Genomic DNA, 22,411 nt, shown 5'->3' with positions numbered 1-22,411 from the left:
TAGCATCACACTTCAGAACGTCTCGAAGACCTTTGGCGAAGTCTCGGTCATCCCCTCGATCGACCTCGAGATCAACAATGGCGAGTTCGCGGTCTTCGTCGGCCCCTCCGGCTGCGGCAAGTCGACCTTGCTGCGTCTGATCGCCGGCCTCGAAGACACATCGGGTGGCAGGATCCTGATCGACGGCAAGGACGCGACAGATCTGGCGCCGTCGCAGCGCGGACTTGCCATGGTCTTCCAGTCCTATGCGCTCTACCCGCATATGAGCGTGCGCTCGAATATCGGCTTTCCGCTGAAGATGGCGAAGATGGACAAGGCCGAGATCGACCGGAAGGTCGAGGAAGCAGCCAAGATCCTCAACCTGACGGACTATCTCGAACGCAAGCCGCGCAACCTTTCGGGTGGCCAGCGCCAGCGCGTCGCCATCGGCCGCGCCATTGTCCGCTCGCCGGAATGCTTCCTCTTCGACGAACCCCTGTCGAACCTCGATGCGGCGCTGCGCGTCAACATGCGGCTCGAAATCTCCGAACTGCACCAGAAGCTGAAGGCGACATCGATCTACGTCACGCATGACCAGGTCGAAGCGATGACGATGGCCGACAAGATCGTTGTGCTCAACAAGGGCCGCATCGAGCAGGTGGGCTCGCCGCTCGACCTCTATCGCAGCCCGCGCAACCTGTTCGTCGCCGGCTTCATCGGCTCGCCGAAGATGAACCTGATCAGCGGTCCCAAGGCCTTGGAAAAGGGCGCCCACACGATGGGGGTTCGGCCGGAGCACATGACGCTGTCGACCACCGAAGGCGCGTGGAAGGGCAAGGTCACTGTCGCCGAGCATCTGGGCTCCGACACCTTCCTGCACATCGCCACGGAAGAGTTCGGTACGATTACCGCGCGTTGCAGCGGCGAGATGCCGGTCCGTCATGGCGATATCGTCTATGCGACGCCCGACCAGAATCGCATCCATCGCTTCGACGACAAGGGAATGGCGATATAGAGATAAAACAGAGCAAGCAATGACGGTCAGCCTATCGCCCAAGGCGTTTGTTCAGATCGTCCATGGAGTATCTGCAGCCGCGTCCTTGCAGAGCCATCTATGGTGACCGGATTTCACAAACGGGCGATAACATTCGTAATGTCACCGTTTGTCACTTCGACCGTGATTGTTGCTCTGCAATCCTTTTCAATGAACGAAGTACCGAAATAGTTTAAATAGTCGACGCTGTAAGTCTTGGAGGTGACGCCAGCGTTCGATGTGGCGTACAAGGTACCCGTAAGCGCCCCAAGCCAGTTTGGACGCGCATTCCGCGAGCTGGTTGGACAGACGCCTCTCGCCTTTCGGCGAAGCGCCTGATGTTTCCTATTAGGGGCTTAGGCCATTCCGGATTCCCGACCGACCCCTCCGAGCCGGAGACGGCCGCATTGGGACCGCTGTCTAGGCGATGATCGCGGACGAAGACGACAATAATGCTGCCGCTGATGCCCATGAAGGCACAATGGAGGCTGCTTCCTACGTTTTTTCGGCCACCTGGCAGAGGTGCCGTGTTGACTTAATGCGCAAAGCCTTGCGTCTGCGGCTCTTGTCAGAAAAGGTAGTTAAGGTTTTATTCGGGACGAAAGACCCTTGGCGTGAAACCTGGATCAGTCTCGCATGCCTCTAATTTTTCGTCGAACCCTTCAAGATACATCTTGAGCTCTCCGGGAAGTGGAGGCAGATCCTGAAGCCTGCCGCTCAGATCTAGATTCACAATCTGCACAAATGTTTCGTCGTCCTTGCCGGTGAGAAACCGATTCATACATTGACAGGTGGCCTTGGTCATGGCCCGGGCTTCTTTTGCACTTGTCGCGCGAGAGGCCATCCGATCCTGAAAACGGATGAGGCATATCTCTGTAAAGCGACTCAAGAGTGTCTGCATGTCCTTTGGCTCAGTTCCGGTCCAGTCCGAAAACGGGGCATTCGCCATGCTATCACCTTCAGCAGGGAAGGTCCCCGTTTCGATCTGCCCATCGACAATGGTGGAGGAATCTTCTCTCAAGGGCTGCATGCTTTTTGGGATGCAGCTAGTCTGAAGGATGTCAGAGCTCCCCCGTAGCGAGAATGTTCCCGTCGAGCCGTCCTGGAGCGTCACTCTCATGGTCTTGCCCGCTCGCATCGCTGCGAAGAGCTGCGAGTAGCGCTCCAAGCATGAAGGGCAGTCAAAATCGACGATGTATCCGTCTTTCAATTTGATCGTAAACGGCGATTTGTCCACGTTCACTATGATGCTGGTGTCGCCGGTCGGACTGTGGCCACCGACCGTAAGGAACAGAGCCAACGGATTACTGCTGGACTGGGAGAGCTCGAATATGTTGCAGCTAAGCTGGAATTCGTCGTGGTCTGCATTCTTTGTCACTTGAACTTCATAGCCCTGGTGGCGGCCTGAAGCCCAGTCGCCCGACACCTGCGCTACTGTCGTTCCGCTCCACAGCGTGAGAAATGATAGTGCGGTTATAAACCAGTAGCGCATTTCAATCCTTCTTTACGTATTGGCAGCAGAGCCACGCCGTCGAACTGACTACGGTACGTTCTCCTCCCTAGCCGTTCGCTGCGGCAAGCCATTAACAAGTCCCCTCCGCCTTACAGGCCTGCGCTATGCCTGTAAAAGTGTCGCAGCTTGCGCGCTGTACCCAGCGCTTCACGCTATTCTCATCCTGCTGACATTCGTAGGCAATCCCTTGGGAGCAGAGCACAGCGCCTACTTGGTGGTAGTTCAGTCGAACCGGCTCGTAGGCAGGTCTGGTGAAATAGGCGCACGAGCTCGGTAGTGGCCCACCTTCTGGCATTTCCGACGCGGTCGCTCCGCCAGGTCCTTCATAGACGCTGCCGCCGGAATGGCTTCCGTCAGAGTTCCCACTCGATCTGGTAGGTGCTTCGTTGCCTTCCAATGCGCTGACAGTCGAAAGGCCGCATTCGGCAACCGCAGCTGCTCGATACAGCGGTACATCCTCACAGTAATTGCCGCGCAGGCACGTCTCGTTTGCCTCTTTGAACAAACCTAGGCGAACTTCGCACTGCTGCGCTAAGACAATTCCCGCCTGCATTGGCATCATGGCCACCGAAATACAGCTGCTCGCAACCCAAGCTCGGACTAACATCCGCCGACGTCCTGCATAGCTTGTTCGGCGACTGAGATTAAACGGTCAAGCTCGGAAATAATGTCGCGTAACGATCGGCCTTGGAGGCAAGCGCCGTAAACATCCTTGGCATACTGAAACATTTCGATTTGCAGTCGGGCGCTCTCGCAGGCTCCACCGCTAAGATTCGCGATCCGCGCACCAAACTCATTTTGTATACGGCTCTCTGCTTCAGCAGGATTGCACTCCTGAGCCATGGCAGTTGTGCAACATAATACCAGCCATGCCAGTGTAACCATTGCGCTCTTCAATACTCATTCCCCCTACTTGATAAACTGGTCTTCCGCCCGCAACGACGTCAACATGGCGATTGGCCCGATGCATTGAATATCTTGCTGTTCCGGTCTTCAGAACACCCGTCTAGTGACCGATCAATCTTCCAGCCCAGCTAGCCGCCACGGATTCGCCATGGCACAATTTAAATAGCCTTTGCGGCTGTGCGGATGATTCGGTGGTACACGTCCGCTTCAGGCGGTCGTCTTTGACAGAATGTCCCGTCGATGCCTCCTGGCTTCGAGCGCGCATTTCACGAAGGCCTCGATATGTTCTGGTAAGTGGTCTGCCATGACCTGCGCCCTCCAGAAGTATTTTTGCGCGCGATACCGGAATACGACGAGGTTCACGATCGCGGCTTCGCGGATCATATGTCGCGTCTTTAGCCGAGCGATCGCGCTGGATGCGCCCCGAACCGGGTTTCTGATACGGATTCCGGGCACCTTCAAATTCGTCATCAAACCATTTTGCAACCGGAAGCCAGCGGCGAACGAACTCTATCTGGCTTGCGGCGTGGTGATCTTTGGCCACAACCTGCAAAAGAGGATCCGATATCGTGTCCTCCGCCACGGAGGTCTGTTTTGCAGACAAATTCAATACCATGACGATCCGGTGGGAGTTTTTGTCGATCGGGTAAAAAGGTCAGATAAATTGGGGGTTGTCTTCACCCGAAAGGGTGGGCTTTAAGTGGTTAGCCTGTATTCCGAATTGATTGCTGCGTCTGGCCGTACAATCGTGCTAAACAAGCCTGGTAGCCGCGCAGTGCACAGATGAATCTGTCGTTTTGTCGCTATGGGCAGGCATAAGGACAGTTTTCGGACATCGGTGAGCCGGCTTGTAATCATCGACACAGGGCGTCGGCGGCGCTTTACCGCCGATGCCAAGTTCAAAATTCTCGAGGAAGGTTTTTCTGGCGATGGTCGCCAGGTCTCCGCGACGGCTGAGAAGCACGGGGTTTCGCGCTCACAATTGTACCGTTGGCGTCAGTTGGCGCAGTCCGGCAGTCTTTGCCGCAATCGGATCGAAGGCTTCGTGCCCGCAGTGATCACACCGGACGTGCCTGCGTCCGTTTCGGCTCCATCGGCTTCGGTAGTGGGTAGCGGTCGCATGGAGGTGCTGAGCACGAACGGTCGACGTGTCATTGTCGACCGCGAGGTCGACGTCGATGCGCTGCTGCGCATCCTGCGCGCGCTGGAGACGTTGCGATGATCCCGATCCCGACAGGCGTCCGGGTTTGGCTGGCGACGGGCTATACGGATATGCGATGGGGGTTCCCGTCGCTGGCGCTACGGGTGCAGGAAGTGCTGAAGCACGACCCGCTGGGCGGTCATCTGTTCTGCTTCAGGGGTAAACGCGGTGACCTGATCAAGGTCGTTTGGCACGATGGCCAGGGGGCCTGCCTGTTCACGAAAAAATTGGAACGAGGCAAGTTCATCTGGCCCACTGTCGATGGTGGCGCGGTGCCGATCTCGACGGCGCAGCTTTCCTATCTGCTGTCAGGAATTGACTGGCGTGCGCCGCAGGAAACCTGGCGCCCCAGCCGGGTTTGACTGCATTTTTGCATTGAAAATGTTAAGAAATCTGCTTCAATGTCGCTATGACATTGCCGCCGCTTACCCTGCCATCGGACCTTGCAAGTGCTCATGCGGCGCTGCTGGCCGAACGTGCTGCGCGACTGCAAGCTGAGGCGGAAGCGGCCAACGCAAAGGCCCGACTGTCGAACATCGAGGCGCTGAACGCACATCTGCAATTGCTGCTTGGCAAGCTTATGCGCGAGAAGTATGGCCCGCGCCGTGAGCGCACGCAGCGGCTGATCGATCAGTTGGAATTGCAGCTCGAAGAGCTCGTGGCGTCGGCCGCCGAGGATGAACTAGACGCCCACGAGGCCGCGGCCAAAACGCAGTCCGTGCGCGCCTTTGCCCGCAAGCGCCCGGTGCGCAAGCCGTGGCCTGAAGACGTCGAGCGCGAACGCATCGTTGTCGAAGCGCCGACGGCATGCGCCAGCTGTGGCGGCTCGCGGCTGTCGAAGCTGGGCGAGGACGTGACGGAAACGTTGGAGGAGATCCCACGCCGCTTCAAGGTGACCGAGACGGTGCGCGAGAGGTTTACCTGCCGCGATTGCCAGGCGATCAGTCAGGCTCCCGCACCGTTCCATGCCACTCCGCGCGGCTTTATCGGCCCTCAGTTACTGGCGACGATCGTCTTCGACAAGTTCGGGCAGCACATCCCGCTGAACCGCCAGAGCACGCGGTTCAAATGTGAGGGCATCGATCTATCGACCCAGACCCTGGCCGATCAGGTCGGTCACGTTACCTTCGCCCTCAAGCCGATCTTTGATCTGATCGAGGCACATGTGTTCCAGGCCGAGCGGCTTCATGGTGACGATACGACGATCCCAATCCTGGCCAAGGGCCAATGCACGACCGGGCGAATATGGGTTTACGTGCGCGACGATCAGCCGTTCGCCGGCCCTGCGCCGCCGGCGGCGGTCTTCTACGCCTCCTGCGATCGGCGCGGCGAGCACCCGCAAAGGCATCTGGCCGACTTCAGCGGCATTCTTCAGGCGGATTGCTACAACGGCTTCAATCTCTCAGCCGACAGGCGCATGCTTGCATGCGCCGAGAGGCCGCTGCTCGATCGGACGAAGAGGCAGATGCCGGCAACGCCCGCGTTCTGCTTTGCCCATGCGCGGCGGAAGTTCTTCGAACTGGCCGATGTCGCTCGCAATGCTCGGCGCGGCAAAGGTACCAAGCCGATCTCGCCGGTAGCCCTCGAGGCGGTGAAGCGCATCGATGCCCTGTTTGCCATCGAGCGCGACATCAACGGTCTGAGCGCGGCCGAGCCGCTTGCGGTCCGGCAGGAGAAGAGCAAGCCGCTACTTGGCGATATAAAGGAATGGTTACGCACCGAGCGGGCCAGCCTATCACGCTCATCGCCGGCGGCCGGACCGATCGACTATATGCTGTCGCGCTGGGCTGACTTTGCCCGCTATTCCGACGACGGCAGGACCTGCATGACGAACAACGTCGCGGAAAGAGCGCTGCGCGGTGTGGCTTGCGGAAGAAAGGCTTGGCTCTTCGCCGGTTCCGACCGCGGCGCAGATCGCGCTGCCATCATGCTCACCCTGATCATGACCGCACGGCTGAACGACGTAGACCCGAAGGCTTGGCTCGCCGATGTCCTTGCTCGCATCACCGACCTGCCGGCCTCGCGTCTGCCGGAACTGCTTCCCTGGGAGTGGAAGCGGATACGCCAGGCCGAAAACTCCGCCCTCATGCTGGCAGCTTGACAATGGCCTCTTCTCTCGTCCGTCTGAAGGTCACCCTTGATCATGTCGAACCGACGGTGATGCGGCGCATTGTCGTGCCGTGGCGCATCCGGCTAAGCCGGCTGCATGAGGTATTGCAGGCTGCGATGGGGTGGACCAACACCCACCTCTACGAATTCCAAATCCGTGACGTTGGCTTTGGTTTGCCCGACCAGGAATGGGGGGGTGGTCCACTCGATGCCCGCAAGGTCTCGCTCCTGTCGGCAATCCAGGACACCGGTGCGAAATCCTTCAAATACCACTATGACTTCGGCGACGGCTGGACGCACAGCATCAAGATCGAGCGCACGTTCCCCATCGTCGCGCTTGCAGATCCAATGCTGATCGAGGCAACGGGGCGCTGCCCGCCTGAAGATGTTGGCGGTCCGTGGGGATACCAGGAGTTCCGCGAGGCGCTCGCCGACCCCGCTCATGAACGGCACGCCGAGCTTGTCGAATGGTCGGGCGCCAAAGACTTCGACCCAAACAATGCAGCCTTCGCTGATCTCAACAGAGCCGTGGAAAACCTGGCTGCGAAATGGGCGCGTCGATCACGCCGGAAAGCCTAACCGCAGCAACCTCATCACTATAGCCCGTTTGCCTAACTCGCGCGTGCTCATGCTGCGTGGCTGCTCGGATGCTTACTTAGATCAGCGCTATCAGATTGAAATATTGAGGAAAATTCTTGCCATTAGCTGCAAGGCGACACCAGAATCATTGCGCGAGCGGCTTCGGTCGTCCGCGATAGGTCTTGACGTGCAATACGGTAGCCCCGTCACCCTGTCCTCAGAATATCGCCGAAAAATTCTAGAATATCACCCACATGGGTGAAGACGTCTTCGCCGCCAACATATACTCTTGAATGTTTTCCAAACTTAAGTAATATACAAGTATATCTGTTCGTAGTTAATGTTAAACATAGCATCCTATTGTTATGTATCGTTTATTGACTAAGCAAAATTGTGATGTCTTCTTATGTGTACCGCAATGGAGCGGATTATGTATTAAGAGGTGCATCGATGTTGAAGAAAGCAAACTTGGTTGTTGTCGCTTTGGCGACTTTGGTTTCAGGCGGCGCTACGCTTGCCAGTGTGGGAGTTGCCAGCGCGGAAGTGTTCACGCGAAAAGAGAACATCAATCGTGACGTGTGCTACCAATCCCGTCGTGTTCCAGCAACGGTCGCGTACAACACGCGCGGTATCAAGCTCAAGGATGCCGCGCGCAGCTGGGACGGCAATATGCAGCGGCATGGCGCTCGTGTGACGAACCGGTACCACGACGAAGTTTACGTCCAGACACGCGAAGTCATCGAAGACCAGCATATGACGTTGGTCCCGGTTCCCTGCCGCTGAAGCCGCAACTGACCCGGCAACTTGGGTTGCCGGGTCATTAATTTGAACGAGGAACCGTGAGGATATGGAAATGATGATTTTGAAAGGTTGTAGGCCAGAGGTAGTCCTTGTGGCGGCATGCGCTCTTTTCCAGCCGATACTTGCGCTCGCCCAGTCTGAGCCTGTTGGAACCAGCAGGATAAACATCAGCTTTGTCATTGAAGGCGGTCAAATCAATTCCATGAGCGCGTCCAAGCGATCTCAAGCAGACGAACGTCTGGAAGAGGGTTTGATTACCGCCAAGGACTTGCTATTGGCGCTCCACGAGGAGCAGGAATACGACGGCGCTCAGAGCAAGATTGTCGACGGAACCCTTCTCGTTTCCATCGAGAATGAAGACGGGAGAATTCTTTCTCAAGAAAAGATAGCGCATTGTAATGAACTCGATCTGTATGCCGAACCGTCAGACCCAGATCAAATGAAGGCTCAATGCGACAATCGCCTCTTTGAGTATAAAGTTATGGGTGGTGGAATTTCTTTCCTGCGTGATGGAGAAGAGATTGCATCATACGCGCTAGATGACGGCTTATATTTAATCAATGGATCTATACGCAGGATTCCGGCTTCTCTGTGACTCGATACGCTGGATTACTGTCTGCACAGGAATGGAGTGAAAAAGTGCCTCTACCTGGGGCGGCGCCGGCACGTAATCTGCTGAGCCACCCGGTGCGATGGTGTATCGGATTTGGGCGCCCTCCGTGCAGATCCGATCTAGCGGATAATTTTGTATATACCTAACGTAACAAGAATTATCTGCGGATTTGTAGGCGTAGATGGTCGGCTGGGTGAGCACTTGCGCCCGTTGCCCGGGCGAATTCGTCGCGCATCCAGAAACAAGAAGCATTGTGAGGATTGGTGTCGCGAATCTCATGTCGGTTCCATTTTTGTGAACCTTTTCAAAACATGGTTAATAAATTCTAACGTTAGGGTAATAAAATGTGTTTCAATTATTTAGGGTGCAAAATCAACTCCGGGCACGAAGGCCCCGCCCTCGTAGTAAGTGCCCTCGATCTGAAGCTACGCCCTCCGCGTAGCAACACCATATTTTGCAACCAAGGATGATATAAAGAGGGTCGCTCTGCACATGGATGAACGCGAAGAAGCTCTGAGAGATCGCATATACGAGGCGGCGATGATCCCAGAGATGTGGCCGGCGAACTGCGACATGATCAGTGGGGAAGTTGGAGCCTATTCGATGGCCCTAATGTCAATCTCCACGGAAGGCAACTTTCGTGCTGTGTCCAGCCCGCATATCGCGGAACCGCTCGCCGTGTTCCTGCAGACCGACCTGCCGTCCCAGAATATCCGGGTCCAACGTCAGATGGAAACAGGAGCAGGGAGCTTCCTGAGGGACGTAGACCTGATGACCGCGGGGGAGATTGATGCCGACCCGATATACGAAGCCTTTCTGAGACCTAGGGGGCTAGGGTGGACCGCAGGAGCCGTCTTCCAAGAGCCGTCCGGCACCACTTTGATATTCGACCTACTGAGAAAACATGAGCTCGGAGCCTTTACATCGGCGGAGCTCACAAAGCTGAATCGCCTCAAGGCCGACCTTGCACGCGCCTCCTTCATTGCGACTCGGCTCAGGTTTCAGGAGGCGAAGACGATTACAGGCACAATGGCGGCCTTGGGGCTTCCTGCAGCGGTGTTGGGAGAGGGGGGCAAGTGCGTTGCCATAAACGGAGAGTTGGAGGCATTGGCTCCTAGAATTCGAACGGGCCGGGGGGATATTCTCCAGTTTCAGAATGCAGAAGCCAACAAGCTATTCCAAACTAGTCTTCAGCAACTTAAAGCCGCTCGCACGCCGGAGGTGCTCTCGCTCCCACTGGCCGCTGGAGAGCACACGCTGCCTCTCGTAATCCACCTGGTCCCAGTCAGAAGGAATGCACGAGACATCTTTTCATCAGCAGCTATTGTCATGATCGTGACGACCGTTGGCGGGTCGGGCTCTCCAAGCTTGTCGGTAGTCTCGGGCTTGTTCGATCTGACAAGGGCGGAAGCTCGTCTTGCGCTTGAACTGGCATCCGGTCGCTCCGCAGAGGAAGCGGCAAAGGCACTCAGCGTTAGCGTCAACACGGTGAAGACTCACACCAAAGCGATTTTCCGGAAGACCGGTGTTAAACGACAAAGTGAACTGACTGCGCTTCTCTCCGGGCTCGCGCTGCCCGCCTTTTAGTGTTCGGCCGCCTCCGCGGCATTTACCGGGAGGGCTTGTCTGGGCGATCGGACCTGCGACCTGCGCACCCTCGAACGTCTGATTCGGCAAGTTGCCTCCCTCGGCATCATCCAGATGGGTGATGCGGACGCCGTGAATGCATTGCATATAACCGCATCGGCCCATGATTGATTAATCGGCGCCGCTCTGCAGATGGCGTCGGATGGCCGATCTCGAGAGAAGGCACGCGAATTGGAACTGCCGGAGCCATATGATGACAGGATTCGAAAAGAAGAGAGAGCTTTCACTCCTGCGCCCTGCTTGGGTGACGGCATTGTCGGTAGCCATCGCTCTTCCAGCGGTTGCTGCTATGGGCGATATGAGACAAAGTTCCATACGTCGCGAGGTTAAGCCCAGAAGCGGCATTATCGACGTCATCTTGCAGGGCGAAGACATTTCGCGCGACACCCGCGGTAATGCTGTGGGTTTCGTCGCCCTTGTGGAGGGAGATGACATTCATGGCGGCGGTATTGTACGCTGCGTTGGCGCTGCCGTCAGGACCGATGTCGTGGTTACGGCCGGTCACTGCCTACGCAACATGCGCAATCTGCGTGTCAAATTCATCAGTAGTCTTTCGCCGCTAGAATATGAAACCGTCTACGCGAAGGACTTTAGGGAGCATCCATTAAGCAACGCCGGCGACCCTGGTGTGATGTACGATAACTTCTCGGAAGAGAACTCTTATAAATATCACGATATCGGGGTGATTTTGCTAGAGAGATCCTCGTATGTCGCAGTCCCTGTAACGCTCACGCCGGTGGATCTCTTCCCGGAGGAATTGCAGGATTCTCACTTTTTTGTCTTTGGTCGCGGGCGCAATTTCAGGACTAGGGCCTATAATGGGAAGGTAGAATTCGCACGCGTCCTTGAACCCAAGCCAATGCGCTCTGGCGACAACTACTTCACGGCTTTTCTCGATACCGTCGGCGACGTGCCACAGGCGGTGTGCCAGGCCGACTCGGGCGGTCCGGTGACAATCTCTGCACAGGACGAGTATATCCCAGGTCGGAACGTTCACTACCTGATGGGAATTTTTGTGTTCCAAGTGAAACGGATGAAACTTGCCGACGTCGCTGCCGCCTCGAAAGAGTTCGGTTCTGAAGATGCCGTTCCCCATTGCGGTATGGGCATGGCCTTTGTCAACATTCACTCTGAGCTGGTGTGGATCGAAGACACCTTGGCTGAGATGGATCCAGAGAACCCGCGAACCCTGAGCGTTTTTGGCCGCTATTGAGTGCCTGGATCGCAGGCCATGCGCGGAAAACCCCACCGGATCGAGCCAGGCCAACTCGGCTCGCTCGATCATGTAGTGCCTGGTCGAGAGCATCGAGGACGAATCCCGCCTGCGCTGTTCGACTGGCCCGCCAGCCAACAATACGGTGGGCGAAGGCATCGATTACAAAGGCCACGTAGACGAAGCCCTGCCAGGTCGCGACATAGGTGTAATCGGGTGACCACAGCATGTTCGGCGCGCGAGCCTTGAAGTGGCCGTTGACGCGGTCGAGCGGACGCGGGGCAGACCTGTCCGACACTGTGGTTTTGATGGGCTTGCCACGAATGATGCCTTGAAGACCCATCATTCTCATGAGCCTTGCGACGGTGCAGCGAGCGATATCGAAGCTGACATGGGGTCTGATTTTAACCTGACCGCATATGCCGCCATGCGATGTTTCACGCCCGCATCAAGACGGGTCCTGGTGCACATTGGGGAGCTCGGTCGAACTGAAGACGAGTGCGTCAAGCAGGTCTTTGATGTCAGATCCCATTCCCGCATATCACGCTCTACATGGGTGAAGACTAGGCCGGAAAGGCACCGCCGCTTCGTGTGGAAGGCGGATCGCCGTCCAACTCGCGTGTCCAGGAAGAGGCTCACTCAACGACGGCAATGAATGGGCAGCGTGGGATCGTCGCTGACGGGGAGGTTGTCGCCATTGCTTGGTTGAGACGGTCAAAGAATTTCGGAGGTCGGAACGATCAATGTTTCCGTCGCCAATCATGTCGAAAGGTCCCCCTCCTGATCTCGAAGTCATATCTATTGTGATTAAATGTTGCGAACGTAAAATCAATCACTATAAATATACCTCTTGATCTGCCAAATCGAAAGGACCTTCCCCATGAAGAGGCTGTTTCGGAGTGCTTTTGCAGCTGCCGCCCTTGTCTCACTGCTGGCTGGCGCAGCGCCGACGGCGGCACAGACGCCGCCCAATGTTCTCGTCGTCGGCCAGATCGCCGAGCCCAAGTCTCTCGATCCTCACACAGTTACGGCGACAAATGATTTCAGGATCCTCGTCAACGTCTATGACGGTCTGGTGCGCTTCAAGGACGGCACGCTGGAAGTCGAGCCTGCGCTGGCCGAAAGCTGGGACATTTCCGAGGATGGCAAGACCTATACGTTCAAGCTGCGCGAGGGCGTGACTTTCCACGATGGTTCCGAGTTCAATGCAGAAGCCGTGAAGTTCAACTTCGACCGCATGTTGAAGGAAGATCATCCTTTTTACGAGACCGGCCCATTCCCGCTGTCCTTCAATTTCGCCTCGGTCGAAGCCGTCAACGCGATCGATGCTCAGACCGTCGAGTTCAAGTTAACAGAGGCGTTTGCGCCGTTCCTTTCCAACCTCGCCTATCCCACAGGACTGATTGTCTCCCCCGCCGCGGTCCAGGAGCATGGCAAGGATTACGGCCGCAATCCTTCGGGCACAGGCCCGTTCAAGTTCGTTGAATGGCAGTCGAACCAGCGTGTGGTCGTCGAGCGTAACGCGGACTATTGGGACGGCGCTGCCGATCTTGAAGCCGTCGTCTTTCGGCCCATCACCGATTCCAACACGCGTGTTGCCGAAATGATGGCAGGCGGGATCGATGTGATGGTCGAGGTTCCGCCGGACAATCTCGCGACCTTCAGCCAAGATGCCGGATTTTCCGTCGCGGAACAGGCCGGCCCGCATGTCTGGTTCGGTATCCTGAATACGAAGACCGGCCCGTTTGCCGACAAGCGCGTTCGTCAGGCTGCCAACTACGCCGTCAACAAGGAAACTCTTGTCAACGACGTGCTTCAGGGGACTGCAACTGTGGCCGCAGGTCCTATTCCGCCCGCATTCAACTGGGTGGAAAGTTCGGTTGAGCCTTATGCGCACGACCCTGAAAAGGCCAAGGCCCTGCTCGCGGAGGCGGGTGTCGAGAAGCCGCAGGTGACCTTCTATGTCACTGAGGGCGGTTCGGGCATGCTCGATCCGATCACCATGGGTGCTGCGATCCAGGCCGACCTGCAGGCTGTCGGTTTTGACGTGAAGATCGAGACCTATGAGTGGAACACCTTCCTCGGTCGGGTCAATCAGGGCCTTGAGGGACAGGCGGATATGGCCGAGATGGCCTGGATGACAAATGATCCTGACACGGTCCCGTATCTGACGCTGCGCAGCGATGCGATGCCGGATAAGGGTGGCTTCAATTCGGGCTACTACTCCAACCCGGAAGTCGATGCTCTGCTGGAGAAGGCCCGCAGATCGACGGATCAGGCCGAGCGCGGCGAACTTTACGCGCAGGTTCAAGAGATCGTCCATGACGATGCACCCTGGCTCTTCGTTGCCAACTGGAAGCAGAACGCTGTCACGACCGCGGCTGTGGGGGGCTTCAAGCTGCAGCCGTCCTTCCTGCTCAATCTGCACGGTGTGACGAAGCAGTAACCCTCCTGTGGCTGATGCTGGCGACACTCTATCTCGCCGGCGTCAGCCAGGGACGCCCCGGAGGTTGCCATGCCGGCCTATATCCTTAAACGCTTGATCGCGGTCGTGCCCGTGCTGTTCGGCCTTTCGATCATCGTCTTCCTGGTCATGGCGCTCATTCCAGGGGATAGCGCTACGGCCATTCTCGGTGCCTATGCGACACCCGAAAACGTCGAGCGCATCAATCGGGAGCTGGGTCTCGACAAACCACTGGTCCAGCAATATCTCATCTGGATCGGCAACGTCCTGCAGGGCGACTTCGGTCGATCCTTTGCCTTGAACCGTCCCGTTCTGGACGAAGTGCTTGAGCGCTTCGGGGCAACACTTGTGCTTGCCGGCGTGTCTCTCGTTCTGTGCACGGTCATCGGTCTTCTTGCCGGCGTGGTCTCGGCTGTGCGGCAATTCGGCTGGGCGGATCGGGCGATCACCTTCGTCGTACTGGCCGGGATCTCGATGCCGTCTTTCTGGCTTGGTCTCCTTCTCATCTACCTCTTTGCTGTACATTGGCGCGTGCTGCCGGCGTCCGGGATGTATGCCGTCTATGGTGGTGGCGATCTCAAGGATCTGCTCCTCCACCTGATCCTTCCAGCTTTTACCCTCGCGGTTGTCGCTGCCGGCGTCATTGCCCGTCTGACACGTGGTGCCATGCTGGAGGTCCTTCGGCAGGACTATGTCCGCACGGCGCGGGCAAAAGGCCTTGCTGAACGGCGGGTCATCTATGGACATGCGTTCCGGGCGGCACTGGTCAGCATCATCCCGGTCATCGGCATCCAGTCCGGCTTCGTGCTTGGCGGCGCGGTCTATATCGAGACCGTGTTTCAGTGGCCAGGCATCGGCGCCATGCTGGTCAAGGCCATCTCCACCCGCGACATCCTCCTGGTGCAGGGCGGCGTGCTCGTGGTCGCGACAAGCTACGTGCTCTTCAACCTCGTGGCCGATGTGCTTCAATCCATGCTCGATCCGAGGATACGCACGTGAGTACCGTTTCCGGCCTATCCGGACCGCCGACCGCTTCCGCTCGGTTGACGTCCTGGCGCCTTCTTCTCAACAATCGCCTGGCTGCTGCGGGCCTTGCGCTGCTTGTTCTGATCGCTCTGCTGATCCTTCTGGTGCCGATCCTGCCGTTGCCCGATCCTGATGCCACCGCGCCGGCCGATCGGCTGAAACCCGTCCTGACGGCTGGCCATCTGCTGGGCACGGACCAATTGGGCCGGGATATTCTGAGCCGATTGCTCTGGGGTACGCGTCTTTCTGTCACCGTTGGTTTTGCCGCTACCCTGATCGCAGCACTCTTGGGATCGGCGATCGGCATTGTTGCCGGCTATATCGGCGGACGGACGGACAACACCATCATGCGCGGCATCGACATGCTCATGGCCTTTCCCTACATCCTGCTGGCTCTGGCGATCGTCGCAGCACTCGGACCTGGCCTGATGAATGCGCTCTATGCGATCGCCGTCGTCAACATCCCCTTCTTTGCGCGCAATGTGCGCGGTGTGACGCTCGGATATGCGCATCGCGAGTTCGTCGATGCTGCACGCCTGTCGGGCAAGGGGCACTTATCCGTGATGCTCACCGAAGTTCTGCCCAATGTCGCGCCGGTCATCGTCATCACGATGTCGACGACCGCAGGCTGGATGATCCTGGAAACGGCGGGCCTAAGTTTCCTCGGGCTCGGCGCACAGCCGCCCCAGGCGGATCTGGGCTCCATGCTGGGCGAAGGTCGGGCCCAGCTCTTTACCGCCCCACATGTCTCGATCGTGCCCGGTGTGATGATCTTCCTTATCGTTATCAGCCTGAACGTGCTGGGGGATGGTATCCGGGACGTTCTCGATCCGCGTTTGCGCTCTGGCGCACTTGCACGTCCGGGACCCGTCACGAAGATCGCAAGCAATCGCGCTATCCCGACCAATTCCGCAAGCGATGCCGCTCTCTCGATCGAAAGCCTGGAAACGGGCTTCCGCAATGGTGGAGAGACCTTTCCTGCCGTGCATCGGGTCTCTCTGCATGTGAAACCGGGAGAGTGTCTCGGCCTGATCGGCGAGAGTGGCTCTGGCAAAAGCGTCACGGCTCTTTCCGTCATGGGGCTTGTTGCTTCACCCCCGGGTATTATTCAAAGCGGCGCGATTTATGTCGGTGACGAAGATGTCCTCGCCATGCCGCAGACGCGACTCATCTCGCTGCGCGGCAGTCGGGTCGCTTATGTTTTTCAGGATCCGCTGACCACCTTGCATCCGATGTATCCGGTTGGACGGCAGGTTGAAGAGGCCATTGCTGCACACCAGTCGGTGAGCGCTGCGGAGCGTCGTGAAAAGGCAATCGCGCTCCTGGAGAAGGTGGGCATATCGGAGCCTCGGGAACGGGCGAAACACTATCCGCACCAGTTGTCCGGCGGTCAGCGTCAGCGGATCGGAATTGCCATGGCGCTTGCCAATGACCCGGACGTGATCATTGCCGACGAACCGACTACCGCTCTCGACGTGACCGTGCAGGCCCGCATTCTTGAACTCCTGCGCGATCTGCAGCGCGAGCGTGGCATGGCGCTTCTCTTCATCACGCATGACTTTGGCGTTATTTCGGAGATCTGCGACCGGGTGGCGGTCATGAAAGACGGGGAGATCGTCGAGACCGGGGAAACGCGGGCGGTGCTTGCCAATCCGCAACATGCCTATACGAAGCGGCTGATCGCTTGCGTGCCGGAACTTGGCACGGGAGCGCAGTTTCTCGAGCGTGTCGCCGGTCTCTTTCCCGGCCAGAAAGGGGAGGCGTCATGACCGGTTCTGCCATCAAAGTCCGCGAGCTTTCCAAGTCGTTCGGTGGCGGCCGCAACCTGTTCGGCAAAGCGCGGCACGAGATCAAGGCGGTAAAATCCGTGTCGCTTGATGTGGCGCGCGGGGAAACGCTTGCGGTGGTGGGTGAAAGTGGATCGGGCAAGAGCACGCTTGCGCGCATGCTTGTCGGGCTGGAGACGCCGACCTCGGGTAGCATGTTGATTGGGGACAAGGATGCCGACGCGCTTCGGCGTGAAGGCCCTCGCGCCTTTGGCAAGACAATCCAGTATGTCTTCCAGGATCCGGTTGCCTCTCTCAATCCGCGCAAGACAGTCCGGAGCATACTCGAGACCCCCCTCAAGCTTCTTTGCGGCTACGAAGCACCGAGGCGAAGCGAGCGGATGATGGAGTTGCTGGACGCGGTCCAGATGCCGGAAAACACGCTGACGCGCTATCCGCATGAGTTCTCCGGCGGTCAGGCACAACGGATTGCAATCGCGCGGGCCTTAGCGGCGGAAGCGGAGATCCTGGTATTCGACGAGCCGGTCAGCGCACTCGATGTCGGGGTGCAAGCGCAAGTGCTTTTGCTCTTGAGCGATCTGAAAAGAAGGTTTGATCTCTCCTACCTCTTCATCAGCCACGACCTTGCCGTGGTCGAGGCGATCTGTGACCGCGTTGCGGTCATGTATTTCGGTGAAATCGTCGAGATAGCACCAGCGGCAAGGCTTTTTGCTGATCCTGAACATGCCTATACAAAGCAGCTCGTGGCGAGTGCGCCTCGCATCAGGAGAGACTGAGGTGTCATGACGGAGACGAAAGAGGGGGTGGAGAAGATCGGTGCCGATGACCGGCGCCTGTTCATGCCGGCCGGCAAGGCAAAGCGCCGACCCGAAGCCATCGCTGATCTCATGAAAGATTTCATCCGCTCGCAGAAGCTTGTACCCGGCGACCGCCTGCCGCAGGAGCGCGAATTGATGGAGCGCTTCAAGGCTGCCAAGGGAACGGTCCGGGAAGCGATGAAGGCGCTGGAAACGCAAGGCCTGATCTTTACCCGCAGCGGCCCCGGCGGCGGAGCTTTCGTTGCTGCCCCCTCCGCGCAACATGCGATGGAGCTGCTGTCCACCCACTTCTTCTTCAGTCCGCCGACCCTGTCCGACATATATGCGATACGCAAAGCGCTGGAGCCGGAAGTCGCGGCCCTGCTTGCCGGGCATGTGTCGGCCCAGCAGCTTGCGTCGCTGGAAAGAACGATCCGTATCTACGATCATCTTCCGGCCGACCCGGAGGAGCAATATCGCCAGCGTATCGCGGAGCTCGACTTCCACTCGCAACTGGCGCAGTTCAGCCCAAATCCACTCCTCGGGTTCCTGTGCGGGCTGATGCACAACCTGTTGCGCGATTCGCCTGTGGCGAAACAGATCTATGCTGACCCTACGCCCAGCTCACGGGAAGAGGGTGTGTCCTACCAATACCGCTTGATGGCTGCGCTCAAGGACGGGCGTGCAGATGATGCAAGGTCCATCACAGCCGAACATATGGCTTTTGCAGAGGCTTACATGCTCGCCTGCGCAGCCAAGATCGGATGATCGATACCTTTGCTCGAGGCTAGTCGAGAATTGGGGACGTAGCTTAAGGGCAATGGATCTAATCCTGCTTGACGGGATTTAGGTCACATCATCGGTCGGAGCGAGTGGTTGCCGGGCTCACTTTGCCGCGTCCATGCGGAACGCTGTGTTGCTATACGGGCCTGCCTGCCATCTTTCCCACTTCGCTGTCACACCTGCACCTAGGCCCACATGACAGGCATTCGAACGGGCAGGGGACCCGCGTTGGCGGCAGACTTATTCGTCAGGATCGTCAAGCTGGGTGAAGACCAGCCCTGGCGTATCATCGACGACGTCGTCAGGCCGGATAAGCGCGTTCACGGCCGGTACCCAGGCCTGAGGGACAAAAACCAGTTCAAGACCCAATGCGCGTCCTATGTTGATCAGGGTTATCGCGCGTGCAGAGCTGCGCCCGGCTTCAATATCCTGGTAACGAAGCCGAGAGATGCTCGCTTGTTCTGCGACACGCTTTTGCGAGTAGCCGAGCTCTTTGCGTGTCGCTTTCAGTTTCTGAGCGATAAGCTGGAGGTCTTCGGATTCGGTCGTCACTACAATACCTTGTACGGTCACATTCCCCACCTGGTCATGTTCAGGACGCTTGAGATCTTGTCAAGCAAGTCTCGTCTTGGCGCGCTGCTTCTCCTAAAGGCCGGATGTCCGCAGGCGGTCAAAGGCGGCCGCAGGTTCTGTTGCCTGGATGCAACTGGGTCGCTACAAGCTCCGCGGCTTTGAATGCCCGCGCATTAGACAGGCCGATCCTGTTGCCCCAACATTTTTTCTGTTCGCCCGAATAGTCTGGCGGCGACCGCCTGTCGAAGGGGCCTGCCATCATAGGCAAGTCAGGCCAGTCCCCTCAGGCCAACTCATGGACCGCTGATCGGTCCCGAGGATTCCTTTTTGTGAAGTCCAAAACTCGCCGATCGGCCTCAAAGTCCACCATCGAGCCAGATGCGTCTCTATCTGAGGCGCCCTTCCTCTCGAACGCAGCAGGCTGCACCGCGTCCTATGTTTTACGGTCCGATGAAGCGGTAGATTGCCCCGCCTGCCGAAATCAAGGTCGCGCCTATCAGCGCTGTGATCAGAAGCATTTCCCACTTCATGGGGCAACCGGCAGCAATACCAGCTGTTCTTTGGGTAGCGGCCGTTGAAGATCTTTTGCCTCAGCCCAGGGAGCCTGAAGCCAGGTGTCCAGGTCTTCCTGCCTTCTCAGGATCACCTGCATCGCTGTGAAATGGATCGCTTCCTGGTTGCTGGTGATGTTGTAGAAATTGCACATGACAAAGCCTCCGACGGAGGCTGATCTTGCATTTCGGGCGGGGTATTCGCAATCACTGCTCTTCAGCATGGTTCGCTTGCCAGCACTTTGTCCTTTGCGACCTGGGCCCTGTTGACAGGGTGGATTCCCAAATCAGCGGAGCATGATTTAGGACTGCTTTTTTGGTTTTAGTTTTGGCTCGCGGCGACCTGAGGGATATGGAACGGCGGATCATCAAGGTGCTGTTGCCCACCGAACGGGGGAGGAAGTCCAGGTCATCCTACTGATAACCGGCAATATCTGAACGGCATGCTGCATGTTCATGGGGTCGGTTGCCCTGGGCGCGACATGCATGAGGGCTATGGAAAGTGGAATTTCGTATTCGGTCGCGTTGCGACCGGATATGACATGACACGAAAATCCTTCTCAGCATTCCTTACCCTGGCAGCCGCAAAGATATGGCAGTTATACTTTGTCAACAGGACTAAAGACTCTTCCTTTCTTCAAGGGTCGATAACATAGGAGCGTCAATCGGGAAGACGCCGCGACGTCATCAGCTGCAGCTTTGCTTTGTGCTGACAGATGAAGTCGGTGAATATCCGGAAGATCTGGCGCGTTCCACCTGTTAAAACCGTCCTGCTTTCGAGGCCAAGTGCTCGGCGCGCGCGATCGGTAAAACTCTAATAAACTGCAGAAAATAATCACTTTTTGCTTCCGAAATTAACTCCATTTTCAATAATGGTCGGTAGCGGCATAACCGGTTATGCGCATTGGGTTAACAGACTATTGCGCTTACCCCTTCATCGCGATTTAACTGCGATCAACTTGTTAAGGGGTGAGTTACCATGTCCATCGAAGATCCGCGCCTGTCCGGCATCGACAATACTTCCGCAGCCGAAGATTTCGACTCTGCGGTCGAGCAGTATTTGAGTTTCGCAAGCGAAACTGACGAACGGATTGAAGTCGCCCAGGCGGAAACGCCCGACGCTGGTCGCACCGATCGTCTACCGGCCCAGCCGCCGGTTGACGTCACCGCCACCGTGATCCCGGGCGAGGTGGCGCCGGACAATGAGAACGTCGTGACGCTGCCGACCGGCATCGAACTCGACAACCTCGAATTTCGGGTCGATGGTGAAAACCTCGTTCTCGTTCTCGCGGACGGCACCGAAATTACCGTGATCGGTGGCGCCGCCAACATTCCGACCTTCGTCATCGGCGATGTCGAACTGCCGCAGGTCGCGCTGTTCGCTGCCCTTGAAGGCAACAACATCAACGTTGCGGCCGGTCCAGACGGCACCTTCTCGGCCCTGTCTTCGCCTGAGGCGAGCCGCAACTTTGTCGACAACGAGATCGACGCGGGTCCGGAAGATTTCGCTCTGGCGGATCTGCTGGGTGATACAAACTTTGGTGACGAGGTGAACTCGGCCGCCATTTTTGGCGGCGCTGGTCGTCCGTCCATTACAGCGCCGCTGACGACGCCGTTTACTTATGATGAAGCTGTCATTGCCGGCGGCGCAGGCCTCAAGGTCATTAGCGGTCGTCTGCCGTTCAATCCGGGTCCGGATTTCGGGACGATCTCGGCTATCGGCTTTTCTGGCGCGTCTGATGTGAATGAAGGCGATGGCCTGAAGGTCCTCAGCGGTTTCACCTCTGGCGGTCTTACGATTTTGATCACCGGCTTTCCGGCACCGACAGACGGTACTGACCTCGACTTTGTCGCGCTCGAAGGTCGCGACACGGCTGGCAACCTCGTCTTCACCATCACTGTCACCAATCGTGTCACGGGTGACTTTACATTCGAACTCTTCGGCAAGCTCGACCATCCCGATGCCGGTCTGAACGGATCGCAGGATGATCTCGACGATCTCTTGCGCCTCGGCTTCACCTACACGGTCACAGACCGCGACGGCGACTTCGTAACGGGCACGTTCAACATCGATATTCAGGACGATGCGCCGGTTGCCGAGATTGTATCCAATACAGTGACGCTGGACGACGATGCTCAGACACTGTTCCCAGGCAATGCCGGCGGTAGCGGTGACGTCGCCGACACCAAGGTTGTGACCGGGCTCGCTGGTTCGCTGTTCACAGCTGGTGCCGACGGTGTGTCCGAAGTGACGATCACTGGCGGCGCTTTCGAGGTGATCTTTTCGGAGGGTGGTTTTGCCCAGGTCGAAAGCGTGGCCTGGAGCGCCGGTATCAAGGGGGCTGACGGGGCGACCACTTTTACGGCAACCAGCACCAACTATCCGGCCTCTGCCGGCGGCGCCGCGGTCTTGAGAGTTAATGCTGATGGTTCCTATTCGTTCGAGCTCAAGGCGCCTGTCGCACATGATGCAGTAGGCGAGGCAGAGGAGAATACCAGCATCACGTTTGGCTTTGCAGTCACAGACGGTGACGGCGATACCGCCACAGGCCAGCTTCAAATCCAGGTGAATGACGATGCACCTGTTTCGAAGGGAACTGTTGTCTCGGCGACGGTTCTTGATGACGAGGCCCAGGGCAATGGCAACAACTGGCCGCTCGACTTCGTCAAGAACGAGAAGATCGCAACCGGTGTCGCTGGTGCTCTGTTTACGGCCGGCGCCGATGGCGTGAAGTCGGTTGTCGTCAGCGGCTCGTTCGAAGTCCTGACGACGCAGAACGGCTTTGCGACGCCGGTAACGGTCACCTGGGGCGCTGGTACCACGGGTGCCAATGGT

At 57.7% G+C, this 22,411-nt stretch carries 19 protein-coding genes and 2 pseudogenes; 16 read left to right on the top strand and 5 right to left on the bottom strand.

Annotated elements, in window-relative coordinates:
• A partial coding sequence (locus E9677_RS24955; RefSeq protein WP_136560778.1) for an ABC transporter ATP-binding protein occupies window positions 1–994 on the top strand: 994 nt, incomplete at its 5' end.
• Window positions 995–1,601: 607 nt separating this feature from the next.
• Here E9677_RS24955 and E9677_RS24950 read toward each other — a convergent pair.
• Together E9677_RS24950 and E9677_RS25345 are read right to left on the bottom strand one after the other, a co-directional pair.
• Window positions 1,602–2,504, bottom strand: a complete 903-nt coding sequence (locus tag E9677_RS24950; protein WP_136560777.1) for a hypothetical protein — start codon at window positions 2,502–2,504, stop codon at window positions 1,602–1,604.
• Between the two features lie 1,134 nt (window positions 2,505–3,638).
• Window positions 3,639–3,815, bottom strand: a complete 177-nt coding sequence (locus E9677_RS25345; RefSeq protein ID WP_168801347.1) for a hypothetical protein — start codon at window positions 3,813–3,815, stop codon at window positions 3,639–3,641.
• 421 nt (window positions 3,816–4,236) lie between these two features.
• Here E9677_RS25345 and tnpA point away from each other — a divergent pair, with 421 nt between their 5' ends.
• The 8 genes from tnpA (at window position 4,237) to E9677_RS24910 (ending at window position 11,594) form a co-directional block, all read left to right on the top strand.
• Window positions 4,237–4,653, top strand: coding sequence for an IS66-like element accessory protein TnpA (gene tnpA / locus E9677_RS24945; RefSeq protein ID WP_136560776.1), 417 nt, complete (start codon window positions 4,237–4,239; stop codon window positions 4,651–4,653).
• On the top strand, window positions 4,650–4,994 hold the full coding sequence (gene tnpB / locus E9677_RS24940; RefSeq protein ID WP_136560775.1) for an IS66 family insertion sequence element accessory protein TnpB: 345 nt from the start codon (window positions 4,650–4,652) through the stop codon (window positions 4,992–4,994). Before tnpA ends, tnpB begins: the two co-directional genes overlap by 4 nt.
• 47 nt (window positions 4,995–5,041) lie before the next feature.
• Complete coding sequence (tnpC, locus tag E9677_RS24935; RefSeq protein WP_136560774.1) at window positions 5,042–6,733, top strand: IS66 family transposase; 1,692 nt, start codon at window positions 5,042–5,044, stop codon at window positions 6,731–6,733.
• Between the two features lie 2 nt (window positions 6,734–6,735).
• Window positions 6,736–7,320 (top strand): plasmid pRiA4b ORF-3 family protein, encoded by a 585-nt coding sequence (locus E9677_RS24930; protein WP_136560773.1) that lies wholly within the window; start codon window positions 6,736–6,738, stop codon window positions 7,318–7,320.
• Between the two features lie 450 nt (window positions 7,321–7,770).
• Window positions 7,771–8,103, top strand: coding sequence for a hypothetical protein (locus tag E9677_RS24925; protein WP_136560772.1), 333 nt, complete (start codon window positions 7,771–7,773; stop codon window positions 8,101–8,103).
• Window positions 8,104–8,173: 70 nt separating this feature from the next.
• On the top strand, window positions 8,174–8,716 hold the full coding sequence (locus tag E9677_RS24920; RefSeq protein WP_136560771.1) for a hypothetical protein: 543 nt from the start codon (window positions 8,174–8,176) through the stop codon (window positions 8,714–8,716).
• A 510-nt stretch (window positions 8,717–9,226) separates the two neighbouring features.
• Window positions 9,227–10,321, top strand: a complete 1,095-nt coding sequence (locus tag E9677_RS24915) for a helix-turn-helix transcriptional regulator (protein ID WP_136560770.1) — start codon at window positions 9,227–9,229, stop codon at window positions 10,319–10,321.
• Between the two features lie 253 nt (window positions 10,322–10,574).
• Entirely contained in the window at window positions 10,575–11,594 is a 1,020-nt protein-coding gene (locus E9677_RS24910) for a trypsin-like serine protease (protein ID WP_168801346.1), read from the top strand.
• A gap of 64 nt (window positions 11,595–11,658) precedes the next feature.
• Here the strand turns inward: E9677_RS24910 and E9677_RS24905 are convergent.
• Window positions 11,659–11,979 (bottom strand): annotated as a pseudogene (locus E9677_RS24905) (DDE-type integrase/transposase/recombinase); the annotation flags it as partial.
• A gap of 495 nt (window positions 11,980–12,474) precedes the next feature.
• Between E9677_RS24905 and E9677_RS24900 the strand changes: the two are divergent.
• The 5 genes from E9677_RS24900 to E9677_RS24880 all read left to right on the top strand — a co-directional run bounded on the left by E9677_RS24900 (window position 12,475) and on the right by E9677_RS24880 (window position 18,436).
• Entirely contained in the window at window positions 12,475–14,040 is a 1,566-nt protein-coding gene (locus E9677_RS24900; RefSeq protein WP_136560768.1) for an ABC transporter substrate-binding protein, read from the top strand.
• A gap of 69 nt (window positions 14,041–14,109) precedes the next feature.
• Window positions 14,110–15,057, top strand: coding sequence for an ABC transporter permease (locus E9677_RS24895; RefSeq protein WP_136560767.1), 948 nt, complete (start codon window positions 14,110–14,112; stop codon window positions 15,055–15,057).
• The gene (locus E9677_RS24890; protein WP_136560766.1) at window positions 15,054–16,853 is read left to right on the top strand and encodes a dipeptide/oligopeptide/nickel ABC transporter permease/ATP-binding protein; all 1,800 of its coding nucleotides are present in this window, start codon (window positions 15,054–15,056) and stop codon (window positions 16,851–16,853) included. Before E9677_RS24895 ends, E9677_RS24890 begins: the two co-directional genes overlap by 4 nt.
• Window positions 16,850–17,647 (top strand): ATP-binding cassette domain-containing protein, encoded by a 798-nt coding sequence (locus E9677_RS24885; protein WP_136560765.1) that lies wholly within the window; start codon window positions 16,850–16,852, stop codon window positions 17,645–17,647. The genes E9677_RS24890 and E9677_RS24885 overlap by 4 nt, the downstream gene beginning before the upstream one ends.
• Window positions 17,648–17,710: 63 nt before the next feature.
• Window positions 17,711–18,436, top strand: coding sequence for a FadR/GntR family transcriptional regulator (locus E9677_RS24880; protein WP_235883102.1), 726 nt, complete (start codon window positions 17,711–17,713; stop codon window positions 18,434–18,436).
• A gap of 255 nt (window positions 18,437–18,691) precedes the next feature.
• Here the strand turns inward: E9677_RS24880 and E9677_RS24875 are convergent, their stop codons facing one another.
• On the bottom strand, window positions 18,692–19,024 hold the full coding sequence (locus E9677_RS24875) for a helix-turn-helix domain-containing protein (RefSeq protein WP_235883101.1): 333 nt from the start codon (window positions 19,022–19,024) through the stop codon (window positions 18,692–18,694).
• Between the two features lie 526 nt (window positions 19,025–19,550).
• Window positions 19,551–19,730, bottom strand: a complete 180-nt coding sequence (locus E9677_RS24870) for a hypothetical protein (RefSeq protein WP_205910198.1) — start codon at window positions 19,728–19,730, stop codon at window positions 19,551–19,553.
• 173 nt (window positions 19,731–19,903) lie between these two features.
• Between E9677_RS24870 and E9677_RS25965 the strand changes: the two are divergent.
• Together E9677_RS25965 and E9677_RS24860 are read left to right on the top strand one after the other, a co-directional pair.
• Window positions 19,904–20,099, top strand: a pseudogene (locus E9677_RS25965) (transposase); the annotation flags it as partial.
• Window positions 20,100–20,554: 455 nt separating this feature from the next.
• Window positions 20,555–22,411, top strand: a 1,857-nt coding sequence (locus E9677_RS24860; RefSeq protein WP_136560763.1) for a DUF5801 repeats-in-toxin domain-containing protein, incomplete at its 3' end; no start/stop codon positions are given.

Source organism: Peteryoungia rhizophila (genome assembly GCF_004912145.1).
Lineage (GTDB): Bacteria > Pseudomonadota > Alphaproteobacteria > Rhizobiales > Rhizobiaceae > Allorhizobium > Allorhizobium rhizophilum.
The sequence above is the reverse complement of the archived record's forward strand: the minus strand, read 5'-3'. Positions and strand labels throughout refer to the sequence as shown.

What these genes read in the sequence shown, in the direction of transcription:
- E9677_RS25345 (WP_168801347.1), bottom strand. Translation starts at nt 3,815, where the DNA reads ATGATCCGCGAAGCCGCGATCGTGAACCTCGTCGTATTCCGGTATCGC.
- E9677_RS24925 (WP_136560772.1), top strand. Translation starts at nt 7,771, where the DNA reads ATGTTGAAGAAAGCAAACTTGGTTGTTGTCGCTTTGGCGACTTTGGTT.
- E9677_RS24885 (WP_136560765.1), top strand. Translation starts at nt 16,850, where the DNA reads ATGACCGGTTCTGCCATCAAAGTCCGCGAGCTTTCCAAGTCGTTCGGT.
- E9677_RS24910 (WP_168801346.1), top strand. Translation starts at nt 10,575, where the DNA reads ATGACAGGATTCGAAAAGAAGAGAGAGCTTTCACTCCTGCGCCCTGCT.
- E9677_RS24930 (WP_136560773.1), top strand. Translation starts at nt 6,736, where the DNA reads ATGGCCTCTTCTCTCGTCCGTCTGAAGGTCACCCTTGATCATGTCGAA.
- tnpB (WP_136560775.1), top strand. Translation starts at nt 4,650, where the DNA reads ATGATCCCGATCCCGACAGGCGTCCGGGTTTGGCTGGCGACGGGCTAT.
- E9677_RS24915 (WP_136560770.1), top strand. Translation starts at nt 9,227, where the DNA reads ATGGATGAACGCGAAGAAGCTCTGAGAGATCGCATATACGAGGCGGCG.
- E9677_RS24880 (WP_235883102.1), top strand. Translation starts at nt 17,711, where the DNA reads ATGCCGGCCGGCAAGGCAAAGCGCCGACCCGAAGCCATCGCTGATCTC.
- tnpC (WP_136560774.1), top strand. Translation starts at nt 5,042, where the DNA reads ATGACATTGCCGCCGCTTACCCTGCCATCGGACCTTGCAAGTGCTCAT.
- E9677_RS24920 (WP_136560771.1), top strand. Translation starts at nt 8,174, where the DNA reads ATGATGATTTTGAAAGGTTGTAGGCCAGAGGTAGTCCTTGTGGCGGCA.
- E9677_RS24870 (WP_205910198.1), bottom strand. Translation starts at nt 19,730, where the DNA reads ATGTGCAATTTCTACAACATCACCAGCAACCAGGAAGCGATCCATTTC.
- E9677_RS24950 (WP_136560777.1), bottom strand. Translation starts at nt 2,504, where the DNA reads ATGCGCTACTGGTTTATAACCGCACTATCATTTCTCACGCTGTGGAGC.
- tnpA (WP_136560776.1), top strand. Translation starts at nt 4,237, where the DNA reads ATGGGCAGGCATAAGGACAGTTTTCGGACATCGGTGAGCCGGCTTGTA.
- E9677_RS24900 (WP_136560768.1), top strand. Translation starts at nt 12,475, where the DNA reads ATGAAGAGGCTGTTTCGGAGTGCTTTTGCAGCTGCCGCCCTTGTCTCA.
- E9677_RS24895 (WP_136560767.1), top strand. Translation starts at nt 14,110, where the DNA reads ATGCCGGCCTATATCCTTAAACGCTTGATCGCGGTCGTGCCCGTGCTG.